The sequence below is a fragment of the Rhodanobacter sp. UC4438_H5 genome (assembly GCF_052978405.1).
This window is the reverse complement of sequence record NZ_CM129672.1, coordinates 2,732,486-2,749,774: the sequence shown is the minus strand read 5'-3', so window position 1 is coordinate 2,749,774 and position 17,289 is coordinate 2,732,486. Positions and strand designations below refer to the sequence as shown.

Below are 17,289 nucleotides of genomic sequence, written 5' to 3'. Positions count from 1 at the left end.
TTGCAAGGTGCCGTGGGTGCCGACGCTTCTGCCTTTCTATTCCCGGTTCCCTGTTCCCGATTCCCCGCTCTCACCGGCGAAACCGAGCTGGCGCCAGGCCTCGTAGACCGCCACGGCGACGGTGTTCGACAGGTTCAGGCTGCGGCTGTGCGGGCGCATCGGCAGGCGCAGGCGTTGCGTCGGCGGGATGGTGTCCAGCACGTCGTCCGGCAGGCCGGCGGTTTCGCAGCCGAACAGCAGCGCGTCGCCGTCGGCAAAACGCACGTCGACGTGGGGCACGCTGCCGCGCGTGGTGAAGGCGAACACGCGTGGCGCGCCGAGCGCGGCGAGGCAGGCGGACAGGTCCTCGTGCACCGCGACGCTGGCGTATTCGTGATAGTCCAGCCCGGCGCGGCGCAGGCGGGCGTCGTCGAGCTCGAAGCCCAGTGGACGCACCAGGTGCAGTGCCGCGCCGGTATTCGCGCAAAGACGGATCACGTTGCCGGTGTTGGGAGGGATCTCGGGGCGATGCAGGATGACATGGAGCATCCACGCATTATCGCTTGCGCCATGCTCAGCTGGCCACGCGCGGGCAGACCACGCCGTCCGGCGGCAGCGCGCAGCTGCTCGGCGCGGCCAGCAGGATGGTGGCGATGCCGCCGTCGTGGGCGAGCTCGACCGGCGGCGTGGCGGTGGTGGTGGTCAGCATGGCGGCGAGGATGAGGCCGCACACCACGAGGCTGGCAATGAACAATCCGTGCAGCATGAAAGTCTCGAATTTCACGGTTACATCTCCGATGCGTAAGTGAGCCCTGCAGCCCGATGAAAGCAATCCCTGTGCCACGCCTGGATATGCGGCCAACATGCTGATTTTTCAAGGTTTAGATAGCCGCCTCGACGCCCCGGCCGTTGTCCGCGGACAGTCGTCCGGTGGCGTCCGGACAGCGGTGCCCCGCGCCACCGCACGGGCCGTCGACCGTGCCACAAGTCATTTGCGATGCCCGGGCGCGGCCGGGTAGCCTGCCCGGACCATTCGCGAAAACAGGAGGTTCACCGTGAAAAAAACGCCGCTTGCCCTGCTCATCTCCGGCTTGCTCACGTTCGGGGTCGCCGCGCCGACACTGCTGGTCGCCGCCCCCGCGCAGGCGGTCGAGGCCGCCGCTGCAGCGACGCAGCAGATCCCCGACCTGGCCTATTCCCGTTTCGTGCTGCCCAACGGCCTGACCGTGGTGGTGCATGAAGACCACAAGGCGCCGGTGGTGGCGGTGAGCGTGTGGTATCACGTCGGCTCCTCCTATGAGCCCAAGGGCAAGACCGGCTTCGCGCACCTGTTCGAGCACCTGATGTTCCAGGGTTCGGAGAATCACAAGGACGAGTTCTTCAAGCCGTTCGAGCTGGCCGGCGCCACCGACCAGAATGGCACCACCTGGCTCGACCGCACCAACTATTTCGAAACCGTGCCGACCACCGCGCTGGACATGGCGCTGTGGATGGAATCGGACCGCATGGGCCACCTGCTCGGTGCCATCGGCCAGCCGCAGCTCGACGAACAGCGCGGCGTGGTGCAGAACGAGAAGCGCCAGGGCGAAAACCAGCCTTACGGCCGCGCCAGCGAACTGATCCAGGCCGAGGCGTTCCCGGCCAACCATCCCTACCATCACGACACCATCGGCTCGATGGCGGATTTGAACGCAGCCTCGCTCGGCGACGTCAAGCAGTGGTTCCGCGACTACTACGGCGCGGCCAACACGGTGGTGGTGCTGGCCGGCGACATCACGCCGGCGGTGGCGAAGGAGAAGATGCTGAAGTACTTCGGCGACATCGCCGCCGGTCCGCAGGTGCCGCGCCCGCAGCCGTGGATTGCCGCGCGCGACAAGTCCACCCGCGGCACGATGACCGACAACGTCGCGCAGACCCGCATCTACCGCGAATGGAACGTGCCGGCGCGCGGCAGCCATGACGAGAACCTGCTGGAGCTGGCCGCCGCCGTGCTCGGCGGCAGCAAGACCTCGCGGCTGTACCAGCGCCTGGTCTACCAGGACAAGCTCGCCGACAGCGTCTCCGTCTACGTCGAGCAGCATTCGCTGGCCAGCCTGTTCCAGTTGCAGGTCGACGTGAAGAAGGGCGTCGACCCGGCCAAGGTCGAGGCCGCGATCGCCGACGAATGGCAGAAGTTCCTCAACGATGGCCCCACCGCCGACGAACTGGCGCGGGTCAAGACCGAAACCCGCGCCTCCTTCGTGCGCGGCCTGGAGCGCGTCAACACGCAGGCCTCGATCCTGGCCGAGGGCCAGCTGTACCACGGCGATCCGGGGCACTATCTGAAGGACTTCAGCACCCTGATGGCGGCGACGCCGGCCAGCGTCAAGGCGGTGGCGAACCAGTGGATCGCCAAGGGCGACTACACCCTGACCGTGGTGCCCGGCAAGGTGGAGGACGCCGACATGGCCACCGTGGCCGGCCGGGCCGCCGCGTCCGGTGCGCCGGCGCCGGTGCTCACGCCCAAGGGCGATTACAAGACCGTGGCCAGCGACGTCGATCGCAGCAAGGGCGTGCCCGAAGTCGCCAGCTTCCCCGACCTCGCGTTCCCGACCCTGCAGCACGGCAAGCTCGACAACGGCGTCGAAGTGGTCCTGGCCGAACGCCACGGCGTGCCGGCGGTGCAGATGCAGTTGCTGTTCGACGCCGGTTACGCGGCCGACCAGGGCCGCAAGCTGGGCACCTCCAGCTTCACCATGTCGATGCTCGACGAAGGCACCCGGGACCTCGATTCGGTCGAGATCGCCAAGCGCAAGCAGCGCCTGGGCGCGATCATCGCCAGCGGTTGCGGGCTGGATTACTGCAATGCCTCGCTGAATGCGCTGGACGACCAGCTCAAGCCCTCGCTCGACCTGTTCGCCGACATCGTGCGCAACCCGGCGTTCCGCGATGCCGACGTCAGCCGCCTGCGCGGCCAGTGGCTGGCCGGCATCGCCCAGGAGAAGAGCCAGCCCATCGGCATCGCGCTGCGCACCCTGCCGCCGCTGCTGTACGGCAAGGGCCACGCCTACGCGATCCCGTTCACCGGCACCGGCACCGAAGCCTCGATCAAGTCGCTGACCGATGCCGACATGCGCCAGTTCATGACCGACTACATCCGCCCGGACAACATGAAGATCCTGGTGGCCGGCGATACCACGATGGCGAAGATCATCCCGCAGTTGAACGCGGTGTTCGGCAACTGGAAGGCGCCGGCGAGCAAGGTGCCGGCCAAGAACATCGGCAAGGTCGCGCCGCCGGAACAGGTGCGCGTGTTCCTGGTCGATCGCCCCGGAGCGCAGCAGAGCCTGATCCTCGCCGGCAGTCTGGCGCCGTCCACCGAGGCGCCGAACAACCTGCAGATCCAGACCATGAACGGCGCCTTCGGCGGCAGCTTCACCTCGCGCCTCAACATGAACCTGCGCGAGGACAAGCACTGGGCCTACGGCGCCTTCAGCTTCCTGCAGAACGCGGTCGGGCAGCGCCCGTTCATGCTCTACGCACCGGTGCAGACCGACAAGACCGCGGCGTCGGTCAGCGAGATGCTGAAGGAAGCGCGCGGGGTGATCGGCGACAAGCCGCTGACCGCGCAGGAGATCAGCAAGATCAAGGTCGGCGACGTGCGCAGCATGCCGGGTCAGTACCAGACCACCCAGGCGGTGATGGGCGCCATGCAGGGCATCGCCCAGTACAACCGCCCGGATGACTACGTGCAGACCCTGAAGTCGCGCATCGAGGCGCAGACCGATGCGTCGGTGGAGGCTGCGGCGAAGGAGATCATCCACCCGGACCAGCTGACCTGGGTGATCGTCGGCGACCTGGCCAAGATCGAGTCGCCGATCCGCGCGCTGAAGCTCGGCACGGTCGAGGTGCTCGACGCTGACGGCAAGCCGGTGGCGGCCAAGCCGGCAAAGTGAGTCGCGCTGCCGCGCCGGCTGAACCGGCGCGGCAAGCGGCGGATGGAGCGAGGGACGCCGGCGCGCCGGCGCGTTACGATGGAGGCCGGACCGTCCTGGTCCGGCCTCTTTTCATGCCCTCAAGACCTGCCGCGGAGCCACCCATGCGCAAGACCCTGTTGTTGCTCGTCCCCATCCTGTTGCTCGGCGCCTGCAGTTGGGGCATCACCCTGGATTCGGCCGGCAAGAACGTGCGCACCGCCTGGAGCGGCGATGTTTCCAGCTGCCGCGAACTGGGCAAGGTCACCGTCTCGGTGATGAACCGCGTCGGTCCGGTCGACCGCAACGACATCAAGGTGCGCGACGAACTGGAAGTGCTCGCGCGCAACGAGGCGGCCAAGATGCACGCCGACACCATCAAGCCGCTGGCCGAACCGGCCGATGGCTCGCAGCCGTGGGGCGCCTACCAGTGCGGCAGCAACCCGCCCAAGCCGGGGGCGGGCCGACCGGCTTCGGCCCAATCGGCCAAGGGCGACGTGCAGACGTTCCCGGTGTCGGGCGGCTGACCCCTTCGACGGTCAATCCATGCTGATCCAGCCGCGTTCTCCCGCAATGCGCAGCGAGGTGCCGAGCACCGCGCTGAGCGACTGGAGGCGCGCGAGGATGCGTTGTGCATCCTCGCCTCGCGCGATCCTGGGGCGACCCCGCGTTTCGTCCTGGCGACTCGCATCGTCGCCCCTCTCGTTGAGCACCACCGGCACCAGTTCGAGCTGACGCATCGAGCCATCGCGCCGATGAAGGTGCGCGATCATGCTTTCCCACACCTCGGGCGGGTAGTAGCCGGGCTCGGTGCGGGAATGAAAGATCAGGCTGCCCATGCCATGGAAGATCGGCACCCCGTGATGAAGCTCGATCCCGTGCAGCAGCGGGGCGCCGTGCGAAAAGAATGCGCCGGCACCGGCTTCGGCGCAGCTCCGCGCGAATTCGCGCGCCCATGGCTGGGTGACGCGCATGTCGCCGCGCCAATCGTGGTTGTGCAGGCAGGCGACGACGAAGGCCGTGCCGGCCGCCGCGCGGATCGACTGAAGGATTCGTTCCACATCGTCCTGGTCGGGTGTGCCGGCTGCGGTCAGGCGCAGCTCGTTGATGCCGGCGCCTGAACTTGTTGCCGCCACGCCCGGACGGATCTTGCCGGCCGCCATGGCCACCAGCGCGACACGGCGACCGCGCGCCTTGAAGCAGGCGGCACCGCTGGCTTCGGCGAGGTCGCTGCCGCTGCCGGCGGTGGCGAAACCGGCATGTTGCGCGGCGCTGCGGGTGGCCAGTACGCCCGCACGGCCGAAATCGCCGGCGTGGTTGTTGGCCAGGGCCAGCATGTCGAAGCCGAACGAGCGCAGGCAGCGCAAGGCGTCGGGGCCCGCGGCATGCAGGAACAGCCCTTGGCGAGTCGGTGCGCCCGACGCGCCAACGCGTATGGGCGTCTCCAAGTCGGTCATGGCAACGTCGCCGCGACGTACCTGGGCGATCACTTCGGCGAGGCCGGGATAGGGCTCGTGGCAGAGGTCGTGCGCGATCAGCGCCTGCCCGGTGAGGGTGAGGGTCAGCTCGCGGCGTTCGGCCGCGCGCACGGCAACGCCCGGCAACAGCGGCGTCATCGCCAGGGCGGCGAGCAGCCGCCGGCGCTGCAGATTGCACGACTCGACCATGACGCCCCTCGCTCGATCCGGACCCGACAGCCCCAGCTATCCACGTCCACCGGGCCGCTTGCAAGCTTATTCGCGTACCTGCGCATACCATACCAAAATGGCATGGACGCATTACCGGACTCGATAAGATTGCATATGTTCAGTCCGCGTGAATTACTCGATACCAAGGCAGATGCTCCGGCGAACTGGTCGCCACGCATGGTTTCGGGAGGGGTGATGAACAAGATGGCTGGCAAGGGGGAGTCACGGCGTGTACCGCGCCTGGGTGTGATGATGGTGGCGATTGCGGGGGCGCTGGCGGCGGGCGGAATGCCGGCGACTGCGGATGCGCAGAGCACCGCGGACACGACGAGCGGCGATGCGAACAAGGCGAAGACGCTGGAGACGGTCAGCGTGGTCGGCTCGCGCATCCGCCGCAAGGACGAGGTGGCGGCCAGCCCGGTGTTTACCATGGAGCGCAACGAGATCGAGGCTACCGGCGTGGTCTCGGTCGGCGAGTTGCTGCAGGAGCTGCCATCGGTAGGTTCCAGCTTCAACTCGACCGGCTCGGGCGGCACCAGCCATGGCTCCCGCTCGTTGAACCTGCGCAACCTGGGCGCCAACCGCTCGCTGGTTCTGGTCAACGGGCGGCGCTGGGTGAACGGAGCCGGTACCCGCGGTTTTCGCGACTTTGTCGACCTGAACACGATTCCGCTGGCCGCGGTCGAGCGGATCGAAGTGCTGCTGGACGGCGCCACCGCCATCTACGGCGCCGACGCGATCGCCGGCGTGGTCAACATCATCACCTTCAGCGAGTTCGATGGGCTGAAGGCGAGCAGCTATGTCGGCCAGACCGACAAGGGCGACGGTTTCACACACAACGAGGATTTCCTCTGGGGCAAGTCCGGCGACTGGGGCTCGGCGCTGGTGTCGGCGACGGTCGCCGGCAGCAACGAGATCCTTGCCGGCCATCGCGACTTCTCGCGGGTGCCGCTGCAAGGGTTGAGCCGAAACACGCCGGCGGGCCGTTTCCGCAACAGCACGCCGGTGGATGGCTTCGGCACCAAGGCGTTCGTGCCGGACGGCAACGGCGGTTTTCGCCTGGACGTGCCGGACACCGACGTCTACAACGACCAGCCTGATACCACCTTGATCGGCCCCCTGGACATGGCTGGCGTGTATGGCCAGTTGCGCTTCCACGTCAGTGATGCGGTGACCTTCGTGACCGAAGGCCTGTACAACACGCGCGAATCGAGCCAGCGCTTCCCGCCGGCAACGCCACGCATCCGCGGCGGCGACGGCATGACGATTCCGGCCGACCACCCGTACAACCCGTTCGGCGTGGACTTCCAGGGCACGGGCACCAAGTTCGAGGTGGTGCGGACGATCACCGAGCTGGGGCCGCGCATCAACACGCAGAACGTTGACACGATGCGTGTGGCGGCCGGATTCGAAGGCGATTTCTCCAATGGCTGGTCGTGGAACAGCTTCTATACGTATGCCCAGAACAAGGCGAAGTGGACCTCGGCCAATCAGATCGATCTGGACAAGGTCGCGCTGGCACTGGGCCCGAACGCCCGCTGCGCGGCCAACAACTGCGTGCCGCTGAACATCTTCGGCACCATCACCCCGGAGATGGCCAACTACATCCGCGCCACTGGCGTCGACCACAACGGCACCAAACAGCACGACTTCACCGCCAACCTCACCGGCGACCTGTTCAAGTTGCCGGCCGGAATGCTGGCGTTCGCCGGTGGCGTCGAGTACCGCAAGGAATCGGGCTACGACCAGCCCAGCCCGTACTTCAATGAAACGCCGCAGTTCATCACCTACAGCCGCAAGACCACCTCGGCGCCGCGCCTGCCGACCGCCGGCTCCTACGATCTGAAAGAGGCCTATGTCGAGTTCAACGTGCCGTTGCTGGCGAACCTTCCGGCGGTCAAGCAACTGGAGCTGTCCGCCGCGACGCGCTACTCGAGCTACAACACGTTCGGCAACACCACCAACAGCAAGCTCGGCCTGGTCTGGCGGCCGTGGAACGACCTGATGCTGCGCACCACCTGGGCGCAGGGTTTTCGCGCGCCCTCGATCAACGAACTCTACGCCGGCCTGCGTCAGACCAACTTGCCGGCGGTTGACCCCTGCAACGGCGGCGGCGCCGGCAAGCCCGGGTGTGCCGGGGTGCCGACCAGCTACGACCAGCGCAACTACTCGGGCGGCTCGATCCTCTCGACCGTGGGCGGCAACCCCGACCTGCGGCCGGAAACCTCGGTCAATCGCAGCAGCGGCTTCATCTACACGCCGAGCTTTGCCAAGGGCCTGACCTGGTCGGTCGACTGGTACGACATCGACCTGAAGGAGGCGATCTCCAGCTTCGGCTCGCAGAACCTGCTCGACCTGTGCGCCAATACCGGTCAACGCTGCAACCTGATCAAGCGCGACACCAGCGGCGAGATCATCAACCTGATCGACGGCCCGATCAACCTGAACCGGCTCAAGGCCAGCGGCGTCGATACGACCATGCGCTACCAGTTGCCGACGATGGCGGCGGGCAATGTCGGGCTGATGTTCAACGCGGCTTACCTCAACGCGTTCGATCGTTACGACACCTTGCCCAGCGGGGAGGTGCGCGTGGCCAGGCGGGCCGGAAAATCGGACATCGCGCGCGAGAGTTTCCCGCGCTGGAAAGCGAACACCGCCGTCGACTGGTCGCGTGGCCTGTGGTCAGCGAACTGGAGCATGCATTACATCGGCAGCACCGACGAGGGCCCGGCGCCGGGCTATGGCCGGATCCCGGCGCAGATCACCCATGACGTGTGGGGTGCCTATACGCTGCGCTCGCAACTGATGACCTTCACCCTTGGCGTGCAGAACCTGTTCGACAAGGACCCGCCGCTGTCCTATGTCAACGGCGGCGACCTCAACTTCGACATGAGCACCTACAACCCGCGTGGCCGCTTCATCTACGTGAAGGCCACGATCACCCTCTGAGACGGGCACCGGCGGCATCGGCGCGATGTCGCCGACCGCCGGCCCGGGCCGCCGCGGGAGCGGGCGCCGGCGACCCGCTCAACCACATGGATCTTCCCAGCATGGCCAACCGTCCCGTCACCGATGGCAAACCTGCACAGCGGCCCCGTCGCAAGATCGACGTGCACCCGGTGCTGATGCTGGTGTCCGTGCTGTTGCTGTGCGCGGTGCTCACCTACGTCCTGGACTCCGGCGCGTTCCAGCGCGTCGATGGGCGGGTGGTGCCGGGGACCTACTCGGTGATCCCGAAATCGTTCGACTGGTGGCACCTGCTTGGCTTGGGCGCGGCCGGCGAGCAGGCGCGCCCGGCCGGCGTCATCACGGTGCTCGAATCCATCCCGCTGGGACTGGTGCGAAACGCCTCGCTGATCTTCATGGTGATGTTCGTCGGCGGCCTGTTCGGCGTGTTCAAGCAGACCGGTGCGCTGGACGCCGGCCTCGACCAGCTGGTGCATCGCTCGCGCGGGAATGTCTACCTGCTGGCGCCGGTGCTGATGGGTGCGCTGGCGGCGGGCAGCTCGTTCCTGGGCCTGATTTCGGAGTATCTGGTGGTGTTGCCGGTCTTGCTGTCGATGGCCGAGCGGCTGCGCCTGAGTCCGCTGTACGCGGTGGCGATGCTGCTGATCGCGGCCAAGCTGGGCTACATCGCCTCGGTCAGCAATCCGGTGGTACTGCCGATCGCGCAAGGCATCGTGCAGGTGCCGATCTTCAGCGGTTTCGGCATGCGCCTGGCGGTGCTGGCGGTGTTCCTGCCGATCGGCATCGCCTATCTGCTGTACCGCATCCGCCGCAGCGGTTTCACCAAGGCGGATTTCGCGCCTGCCGCGGGATCGCTGTCGGGGCGGCACCTGGGCGTGCTGCTGCTGCTGGGCCTGGCGATCGTGCTGATGGTCTACGCCGGACGCGCCTGGAGCTGGCATTACAACGAGCTCAGCGCGTTCTACCTGGCGGTGACCGCGGGACTTGCCGTGATCGGCGGGCTGAGTGCGCGGGTCAGCGCGGATGCCTTCATCGATGGCATCAAGGGCATGATCCTGCCCTCGCTGCTGATCGGCCTGGCCGGCGCCATCCACGTGCTGCTGCAGGAGGCGAATATCCTCGACACCGTGGTCAACGCCATGGCCGGCCTGATCCACGGCCAGTCGTCGTGGATCGCCTCGCTGGCCATCATGTTCACCGAGGCGGGGCTGGATGTGCTGATTCCCTCGACCTCGGCCAAGGCTGCAATCAGCATTCCGATCCTGTGGCCGATCGGCCAGCTGTCGGGGCTGCAAGGCAACTCGGTGGTGCTGGCCTACTTGTTTGGCAACGGCCTGATGGCGACGGTCAGTCCCACCTCGGGGCTGATGCTGGCGATGCTGGCGATGGCGAAGGTGCACTACGGCGCGTGGGTGCGCTTCATGCTGCCGCTGACCCTGGTGCTGACGGTGGTGGCGACGGCATTCCTGCTGGTCGCCACGCGGATCGGTTACTGAGCATGGCGATCGGTGAGGGCATGGAGCAAACGCGGGCGGACACCGCCGACGCAGCGGCCGCAGGCCTGCAGCCGGGCCCGTACCCGGTACGCCTGCGCGCGGACGTGATGGTGACGATGCGCGATGGCGTGCAGTTGGCGGTCGATCTGTATCTGCCGGACGGCGCCAGCGGGTCGCGTTGGCCTTGCCTGCTCGAACGCACGCCCTACGACAAGGCGGGCACCGCGCAATCGGATGTCGTGGCCGGGTATCCACTGCCCTTGTCGAAACCGCAGATCGCGCGGTGGTTTGCCAGCCACGGCTTCGTGGTGGCGATGCAGGATTGTCGCGGTCGCTACCGTTCGCAAGGCGTGTTCACCAAGTACACCAACGAGGCCGTTGACGGTGTCGACACCCTCGCCTGGCTGGCGGCGCAGTCGTGGAGCGATGGCCGCGTGATCACCCAGGGCCTGTCCTATTGCGCGCACGTGCAGACGGCGCTGGGCAGCCTGGCGCCCGCGGCGCTGAGCGCCCAGTTCGTCGACTCCGGCGGCTTCTCCAACGCGTACCACGGCGGCATCCGGCAGGGTGGTGCGTTCGAACTCAAGCAGGCGACCTGGGCCTTGAAGCACGCCTTGCTGAGCCCGCTGACGCAGCAGGATTCCAGCCGCAAGGCAGCATTGCAGGCGCAGGACATTCGCGCCTGGTTTCGGCGCATGCCGTGGGCGCGCGGCGACTCGCCGGTCAGTGCGGCACCGGAATACGAGGACTACCTGTTCGAGCAATGGGAGCACGGCGATTTCGGCCCCTATTGGCAACAGGTCGAGTTGTGCGGTGAGCGCCATTACGACACCTACGCCGACGTGCCGATGGTGCACATGTCCAGCTGGTACGACCCCTACGTGCGCACCGCCACCGACAATTACCTCGGCCTGTCGCGGCGCAAGCATGCTCCGGTGCACCTGGTGATGGGGCCGTGGATTCATGGCCGGCGCTCGCAGACGTTCGCCGGCGATGTCGATTTCGGCGAGCAGGCGACACTGGATGCGGCGTTCGGCCACTCGTTCTACGAGCTGCGTCGCGCGTGGTACGACCATCTGCTGGGGCGACAGGCCGACAACCCGTTCGCGCGCGGTCGCGTGTCGATCTTCCTGATGGGCGGCGGCAGCGGCCGGCGCAACGCCGAGGGCCGGCTGGAGCACGGCGGGCGCTGGTTGCATGCCGACGACTGGCCCTTGCCCGGCACCACCAGCCAGGCGTGGCACCTGCATGCCGATGGCCGGCTCGACGCCACGCCGCCAGCGGAGCGGTTCGCGGCGCTGGACTATGTCTACGATCCCGCGCGACCGGTGCCGACCATCGGCGGCACCATCACCTCGGCCGAGGGGGTGATGCCACCGGGCGCCTTCGACCAGCGCGACGACGCCCGCTTCTTCGGCTGCGCCGGCACGGGTCGCGACATCGGCGAGCGCGACGATGTGTTGTGTTTTCGCAGCGCGCCGCTGGCGCGCGCGGTCGATATCGCCGGGCCCATCCGCGTGAGGCTGTTCGTTTCCTCCGATTGCCGGGATACCGACATCACCATCAAGCTGATCGACGAGTACCCGCCCCATGCCGACTACCCGCACGGTTTCGCGATGAACCTCAGCGACGGCATCCTGCGTTTGCGCTACCGCGATTCCTGGCAGCAGCCGCGCTGGCTGGCGCCGGGCGAGGTGGTCGAGGTGGAGGTGGAGGCCTTCGCCACTGCCAACCATTTCGCGGTGGGCCATCGGATCCGGCTGGACGTGTCCAGCAGCAACTATCCGCATTTCGACCTCAATCCGAACACCGATACGGCGCCCGGTCGCTGGCGCGAATCCAGGCCGGCGCACAATCGCGTGCATCTGGATCGCGCACACCCGTCGCGACTGCTGTTGCCGGTGTTGCCAGTGGCGTCGCCCGCTTGATCGTGTACGTTGTTCGGCAGCCCATTCACTGCCGCCACGTGGCGCCCCGCCCATGAAGCTCGACAACCTCAAGGCGCTGGAAGCCTTTCGCGAAATCATCCGGCTCGGTTCGGCCACCGCCGCCGGGCGCAGCCTGAGCTTGAGCCAGCCTGCGGTGAGCCGCCTGCTGGGGCAGTTCGAGACCGAACTGGGCTTCAAGTTGTTCCACCGCAGCAAGGGGCGGCTGCTGCCCACTTCGCAGGCGCTGCTGCTGTTCGAGGAGGTGGATCTGGCGCTGCAAGGCGTCGAGCGGATCAATGTGCTGGCCCAGGACATCCGCCAGACCAATGCCGGGCAACTGCGCGTGGTGGCGCCGCCGAGTTTCGCCGAGGGGCCGCTGGTGAAGCTGGTCGCTTCGTTCCTGAGCCTGCATCCCAATATCCACATCAATGTCGATTCGCGCACCCGGCCGACGGTGATGAACCTGGTTGCCACGCGCACCGCCGATTGCGGTTTCGGCAAACTGCCGCTGGATCATCCCGGCATCCGCCTGCGGCCGCTGATCAGCAGCCCCACGGTTTGCGTGCTGCCGCCGGCGCACCGCCTGTCGGCGGGCAAGCGCCCGATCGGCGCCAGGGATCTTGCCGGCGAACCGCTGATCCTGGTCGGCCATCGCGGCGGCGACACCCGCATGCGGATCGACCAGGCCTTCCAGCAGGCGGGGGTGCGCCAGACGGTGCGGCTGGAAGCCCACAACGTGGGCGCGGCCTGTGCGCTGGCGGCCGAAGGCGTCGGCATCGCGATCGTCAACGAGCTGCTGTCGCGCCATTCGTTGTGGACCGGCGTGCGCATTCGCCGCTTCGCGCCGACGATCGAGCAGGAGTACGTGTTCATGTCGTCCGCCAACGTGCGCGAGACATCCTTGACCGAGGCGTTCTACGAACACTGCCGCGCGTCGCTGGGACGCAGGCGCAGCGGGTCACCGCCGCCACGGCGAGGCTGACAGGGGCGGGCGCCAGCAAGCGCCGCCGCGGCGGTGCCAGGTGGATGGTGGCTTGTCACGGGTTGATCCGATGGTCGCCGGCGCTTGCCACGATGCGGCCGGCGCGACGGCAGCCCCGCCATGGGCATACCGGCAGCCGCCGGCGGAAATCGTCGCCTTGGCCGAGGCGCGCCCGCCACCGCGAGCGCTCAGCGACAGTCGGCAGCAGGTGCTGGTGCTGCCCTGACCCCCTCGGCGCCGGTGCGGGTCGCGCAGGGACCGGCCGGCGCGCGGAACGGTCCGGCCATGGTTCGCCGCAGGCAATTCCCGCCGGACGGGTCGTAGTGCGCGGCATGGTTTGCGATGATGGAGGAATGATTGCGCGCAAGACCCTGATGACAACACCTATCCGCCTGGCTCGACGCCTGGTGTCGCTGCCGCGACGCAAGGGCAATCCGCGCACAGCCTTGCCGGCGTTTGCGGTGGATGCGGCGGCGATCAGCTGCCTGTCCGATCCGGCGGCGTTCCGGCAAACCCTGCTGACGCTGATCGCGCAGGCTGCCCGGCGCATCGTGATCGTGACCTTGTACCTGCAGGACGACGATGGCGGTCGCGAGATATTGGCGGCGCTTTACGCGGCCAAGGCGCGCCGGCCCGAGCTGGACATCGGGGTGTTCGTCGACTGGCACCGCGCGCAGCGCGGGCTGATCGGCAAACACAAGAGCGCGGGCAACGCCGGCATGTACCGCGAATGGGCGCAGCGGCTGGGCGATGGCGTGCCGATCTACGGCGTGCCGGTGCAGAACCGCGAGTTGTTTGGCGTGCTGCACCTGAAGGGCTTCGTGATCGACGACGCGGTGTTGTACAGCGGCGCCAGTCTCAACGACGTCTACCTGGCGCGACACGATCGCTACCGACTCGATCGCTACCACCTGCTGCGGCATGCGGGCCTGGCCGACGCGATGGCCGGCTTCGTCGCGAACCGGCTCGCCGGCAGTGGCGCGGTGCGGCAGTTGAACGTGGCTGAGGTGCCGAGCACGCGCAGCCTGCAGCCGCAGATCCGCCGCTTGCGCGGGCAGTTGCAGCAGGCGCGGTACGAAGTGATCCCGGCGCTGCCGAATGCGGACCAGGTGGCGGTGACTCCGCTGCTGGGTTTTGGCCGCAGCGGCAACCAGCTCGACGCGGTGCTGCTGGCGCTGCTCCGGGAGGCGCGCGAGCGGGTGATCCTGCTGACGCCGTACTTCAACCTGCCACGTCCGGTACGGTTGGTGCTCGGCCAGTTGCTGCGGCGCGGCTGCCGCATCGACATCATGGTCGGCGACAAGGTCGCCAACGATTTCTACATACCGCCGGAGCAACCGTTCAAGACCATCGGCCTGCTGCCGTACCTGTACGAGAACAATCTGCGCCGCTTTGCGCGCGCGCACCGTGCGCAGATCGAGGCCGGCCGGTTGCGGCTGCACCTGTGGCGCGACGGCGACAACAGCTACCACCTGAAAGGCCTGTTCGTGGATGACGACGTGGCCGTGCTGACCGGCCACAACCTCAACCCGCGTGCATGGTCGCTGGATCTGGAAAACGGCCTGCTGCTGCGCGACCCGGCGAAACGGCTGCACGCGCAGCACGAGGCGGAATGGGCGGCACTGCGCCGGCACGCCGTGCAGCTGGCCGATTACCGCGCGCTGGAAAGCCCGCGCCAGTACCCGCCCGAAGTGCGTCGGCTGCTGCGCCGCTTGAACCGCACGCAACTCGCCCGCCTGGTCAATCGCCTGCTGTAGGGCGGGCACCGCCCGCCGCACGGCCGGAGAAGCCGGCGGGCATTGCCCGCCCTACGACGGCCGTCCGGTCAATCGCCTGCGGTAGGAGCGCACCCCGCGCGATGCTTTCCCGAATCCCGAATCCCGAATCCCGGCTCCAACGTATCGCGCACAGGTGCGCTCCTACGGGTTTGCGATCAGCCGGCTCAGGCGCATGTCCAGCCAGTTGGCCACGTTGCCCCATTCCCCGGCGAGGATGCTGAAGCACACCGTGTCGCGCAGGCTGCCGTCGGTGCGGCGGCGGTGCGCGCGCAGCACGCCTTCGCGTTGCGCGCCGAGGCGTTCGATCGCGCGCTGCGAATCCTCGTTCAGCACGTCGGTGTGGAACGCGACGGCCGCGCAGCCCAGGGTCTCGAACGCATGCTCAAGCAGCAACCGCTTGCAGGCGGTGTTGAGGTGGCTCTTCTGCCAGCGTTTCGCGTACCAGGTGTAGCCGATGGCCAGGCGCGGCACGGCGGCGTCGATCTCGTAATAGCGCGTGCTGCCGACGATGTCGCCGCCGCGCGCCTCGCGCACGGCGAACGGCAGCATGTGGCCTTCGCGCTGGCCTTGCAGCGCCTTCGCCACGTAATCGCCCGCCTGGCCCGGTGGCGGCACGCTGGTGACGGCGAGGTTCCACAGCTCGCCGTCGGCGGCGGCGGTTTCCAGCGCGGGCGCGTGTTCCGGCGTCAGCGGCTCCAGCACGACGTACTCGTCGTGCAGGCGGATCGGGGCGAACAGGGTCATGGGCTCAGGCGTCGAGGTCGGGGATCAGCTTGCTTTCCAGCCGCGCGATATGGTCCTTCAGCAGCAGCTTGCGCTTCTTGAGCCGGGTCAGCTGCAGTTCGTCGCGGCCGATGGCGTGGGCCAGTTCGTCGATCGCCACGTCGAGATCGCGATGTTCCAGCTTGAGCTCGGCAAGCAGGTGGGCGATTTCGGCGTGATCCTGGATCGGCATGGGAATGGCCAAACGTGTGACGTACCGCCCATTTTAGCGCGCTGGTGGCGCTGCGCCAGCGGTAATCGCCACGGATCACGCGGCGGCTCCGCGCGCTGCCGTGGGCGGCGGTTGCGGCCCGCCCGCCGCTGCGGTGGCCGGCCGGCTCTTGCTATAGTCGGCGGTGTTTCGCGCCGTTCTCCCGTGCGTCGCGCCGCCATGCCGGAGAAAGCCGTCCATCGACGGCCCCGGCGCGTGCCTTCCCCACCCATCGAGTACCGATCGTGTCCTTCTTTGCCCCCGTTGAAATGGCCCCTGGCGATCCGATCCTGGGCCTCACCGAAACCTATCTGGCGGACGCGCGGCCGCACAAGATCAACCTCGGCGTGGGCATCTACGTGGACGAGCAGGGGCGCATTCCGCTGCTGCCCACCGTGCACGAGGTGGAGCTGGCGCTGGCTGCGGCGGCGAAGCCGCGCGGCTACCTGCCGATCGACGGCCTCGCCGCGTACAACCGGCTGACCCAGCAGCTGGTGTTCGGCGAACGGTCGCCGCTGCTGGCGGCCGGCCGCGTGGCCACCGCGCAGACCATCGGCGGCAGCGCCGCGCTGCGCGTGGCGGCGGACCTGCTCAGGCAGGTGGCCGGTGCAAACGCGAAGGTCGCGATCAGCAACCCGAGCTGGGGCAACCATCACGTGGTGTTCCGCACCGCCGGCTTCGAACTGCTGGAGTACCGCTACTACGACGCGGCCAGCCACGGCCTGGATTTCGCCGGCATGCTGGAAGATCTGGGCCGGATGGAACCCGGCACCGTGGTGCTGCTGCATGCGTGCTGCCACAACCCCACCGGCGTGGATCTGGATGCCGCGCAATGGGCGCAACTGGTCGAATTGCTGCGCGAGCGCAAGCTGCTGCCGTTCGTCGACATGGCCTATCAGGGTTTCGACCGCGGCACCGAACAGGATGCCACCGCGGTGCGCGTGCTGGCGGACTCCGGCATCGAGGCGTTCGTGGTCGCCAACTCGTACTCCAAGTCGTTCTCGCTGTACGGCGAGCGCGTGGGCGCGCTGTCGATGGTCGGCGCCGATCGCGACGAGGCGGCGCGGCTGCAGTCGAAGATCAAGCAGGTCATCCGCACGATCTATTCCAGCCCGTCCACCCACGGCGCCGCACTGGTCGCCGGCGTGCTGGGCAGCGCCGAGCTGCGCGCGCGCTGGGAGCAGGAGCTGGGCGGCATGCGTTCGCGCATCCACGCGATGCGCGCGGGCTTCGTCGAGAAGCTGGCCGCGCTCGGCGCGCCGGATTTCGGCTTCATCAACAAGCAGGCCGGCATGTTCTCCTACTCCGGCCTGAGCAAGGCGCAGGTGCGCCGCCTGCGCGACGAGCACGCGATCTACGCCCTCGACAGCGGACGCATCTGCGTGGCGGCGTTGAACGAGTCCAACCTGGACGCCGTGGCCGCGGCGGTCGCCGCCGTCTGCCGCTGACTGTCCACCACCGCCTTGCTCCACCGTTCACCCTGAGCGTAGCGCAGCGGAGTCGAAGGGCACGCTGCGATACCCTTCGACTTCGGCCTTTCAGGCC

Annotated in this window: 13 protein-coding genes; 8 read left to right on the top strand and 5 right to left on the bottom strand. The window is 67.8% G+C overall.

The features are described 5' to 3' along the window. Positions 1-36 precede the first annotated feature (36 nt). A complete protein-coding gene (trmL, locus tag ACVCL9_RS12680; RefSeq protein ID WP_447097855.1) occupies positions 37-528 on the bottom strand; it encodes a tRNA (uridine(34)/cytosine(34)/5-carboxymethylaminomethyluridine(34)-2'-O)-methyltransferase TrmL in 492 nt (163 codons plus the stop codon). 25 nt (positions 529-553) lie between these two features. Further along, positions 554-763 carry a hypothetical protein gene (locus tag ACVCL9_RS12675; RefSeq protein ID WP_395120492.1) on the bottom strand — a complete coding sequence of 70 codons (210 nt, stop codon included), beginning with the start codon at positions 761-763 and terminating at the stop codon, positions 554-556. A gap of 271 nt (positions 764-1,034) precedes the next feature. Here ACVCL9_RS12675 and ACVCL9_RS12670 point away from each other — a divergent pair, with 271 nt between their 5' ends. Both ACVCL9_RS12670 and ACVCL9_RS12665 read left to right on the top strand, forming a co-directional pair. Beyond that, positions 1,035-3,914: a M16 family metallopeptidase gene (locus ACVCL9_RS12670; RefSeq protein ID WP_447097856.1), complete on the top strand. Its 2,880-nt coding sequence runs from the start codon at positions 1,035-1,037 to the stop codon at positions 3,912-3,914. Between the two features lie 143 nt (positions 3,915-4,057). Then, positions 4,058-4,459 (top strand): DUF4156 domain-containing protein, encoded by a 402-nt coding sequence (locus ACVCL9_RS12665; protein WP_447097857.1) that lies wholly within the window; start codon positions 4,058-4,060, stop codon positions 4,457-4,459. Between the two features lie 12 nt (positions 4,460-4,471). Here the strand turns inward: ACVCL9_RS12665 and ACVCL9_RS12660 are convergent, their stop codons facing one another. After that, positions 4,472-5,599, bottom strand: a complete 1,128-nt coding sequence (locus tag ACVCL9_RS12660) for a CapA family protein (RefSeq protein WP_447097858.1) — start codon at positions 5,597-5,599, stop codon at positions 4,472-4,474. Between the two features lie 216 nt (positions 5,600-5,815). On the opposite strand from ACVCL9_RS12660, the gene ACVCL9_RS12655 reads away from it, so the two are divergent. The 5 genes from ACVCL9_RS12655 to pssA all read left to right on the top strand — a co-directional run bounded on the left by ACVCL9_RS12655 (position 5,816) and on the right by pssA (position 14,750). Next, a complete protein-coding gene (locus ACVCL9_RS12655; protein WP_447097859.1) occupies positions 5,816-8,569 on the top strand; it encodes a TonB-dependent receptor in 2,754 nt (917 codons plus the stop codon). 101 nt (positions 8,570-8,670) lie between these two features. After that, on the top strand, positions 8,671-10,083 hold the full coding sequence (locus ACVCL9_RS12650) for an SLC13 family permease (protein WP_447097860.1): 1,413 nt from the start codon (positions 8,671-8,673) through the stop codon (positions 10,081-10,083). Positions 10,084-10,085: 2 nt separating this feature from the next. Beyond that, positions 10,086-12,011, top strand: coding sequence for a CocE/NonD family hydrolase (locus ACVCL9_RS12645; protein WP_447097861.1), 1,926 nt, complete (start codon positions 10,086-10,088; stop codon positions 12,009-12,011). 52 nt (positions 12,012-12,063) lie between these two features. Then, positions 12,064-12,993, top strand: coding sequence for a LysR family transcriptional regulator (locus tag ACVCL9_RS12640; protein ID WP_395120483.1), 930 nt, complete (start codon positions 12,064-12,066; stop codon positions 12,991-12,993). Between the two features lie 374 nt (positions 12,994-13,367). After that, positions 13,368-14,750: a CDP-diacylglycerol--serine O-phosphatidyltransferase gene (gene pssA, locus ACVCL9_RS12635; protein WP_447097862.1), complete on the top strand. Its 1,383-nt coding sequence runs from the start codon at positions 13,368-13,370 to the stop codon at positions 14,748-14,750. Positions 14,751-14,912: 162 nt separating this feature from the next. Here the strand turns inward: pssA and ACVCL9_RS12630 are convergent, their stop codons facing one another. Both ACVCL9_RS12630 and ACVCL9_RS12625 read right to left on the bottom strand, forming a co-directional pair. Beyond that, positions 14,913-15,515, bottom strand: a complete 603-nt coding sequence (locus tag ACVCL9_RS12630; RefSeq protein WP_447097863.1) for a GNAT family N-acetyltransferase — start codon at positions 15,513-15,515, stop codon at positions 14,913-14,915. Positions 15,516-15,519: 4 nt separating this feature from the next. Then, a complete protein-coding gene (locus tag ACVCL9_RS12625; RefSeq protein WP_395120478.1) occupies positions 15,520-15,726 on the bottom strand; it encodes a YdcH family protein in 207 nt (68 codons plus the stop codon). A 263-nt stretch (positions 15,727-15,989) separates the two neighbouring features. Here ACVCL9_RS12625 and ACVCL9_RS12620 point away from each other — a divergent pair, with 263 nt between their 5' ends. Beyond that, positions 15,990-17,192: an amino acid aminotransferase gene (locus ACVCL9_RS12620; RefSeq protein WP_447097864.1), complete on the top strand. Its 1,203-nt coding sequence runs from the start codon at positions 15,990-15,992 to the stop codon at positions 17,190-17,192. Positions 17,193-17,289: the final 97 nt, after the last annotated feature.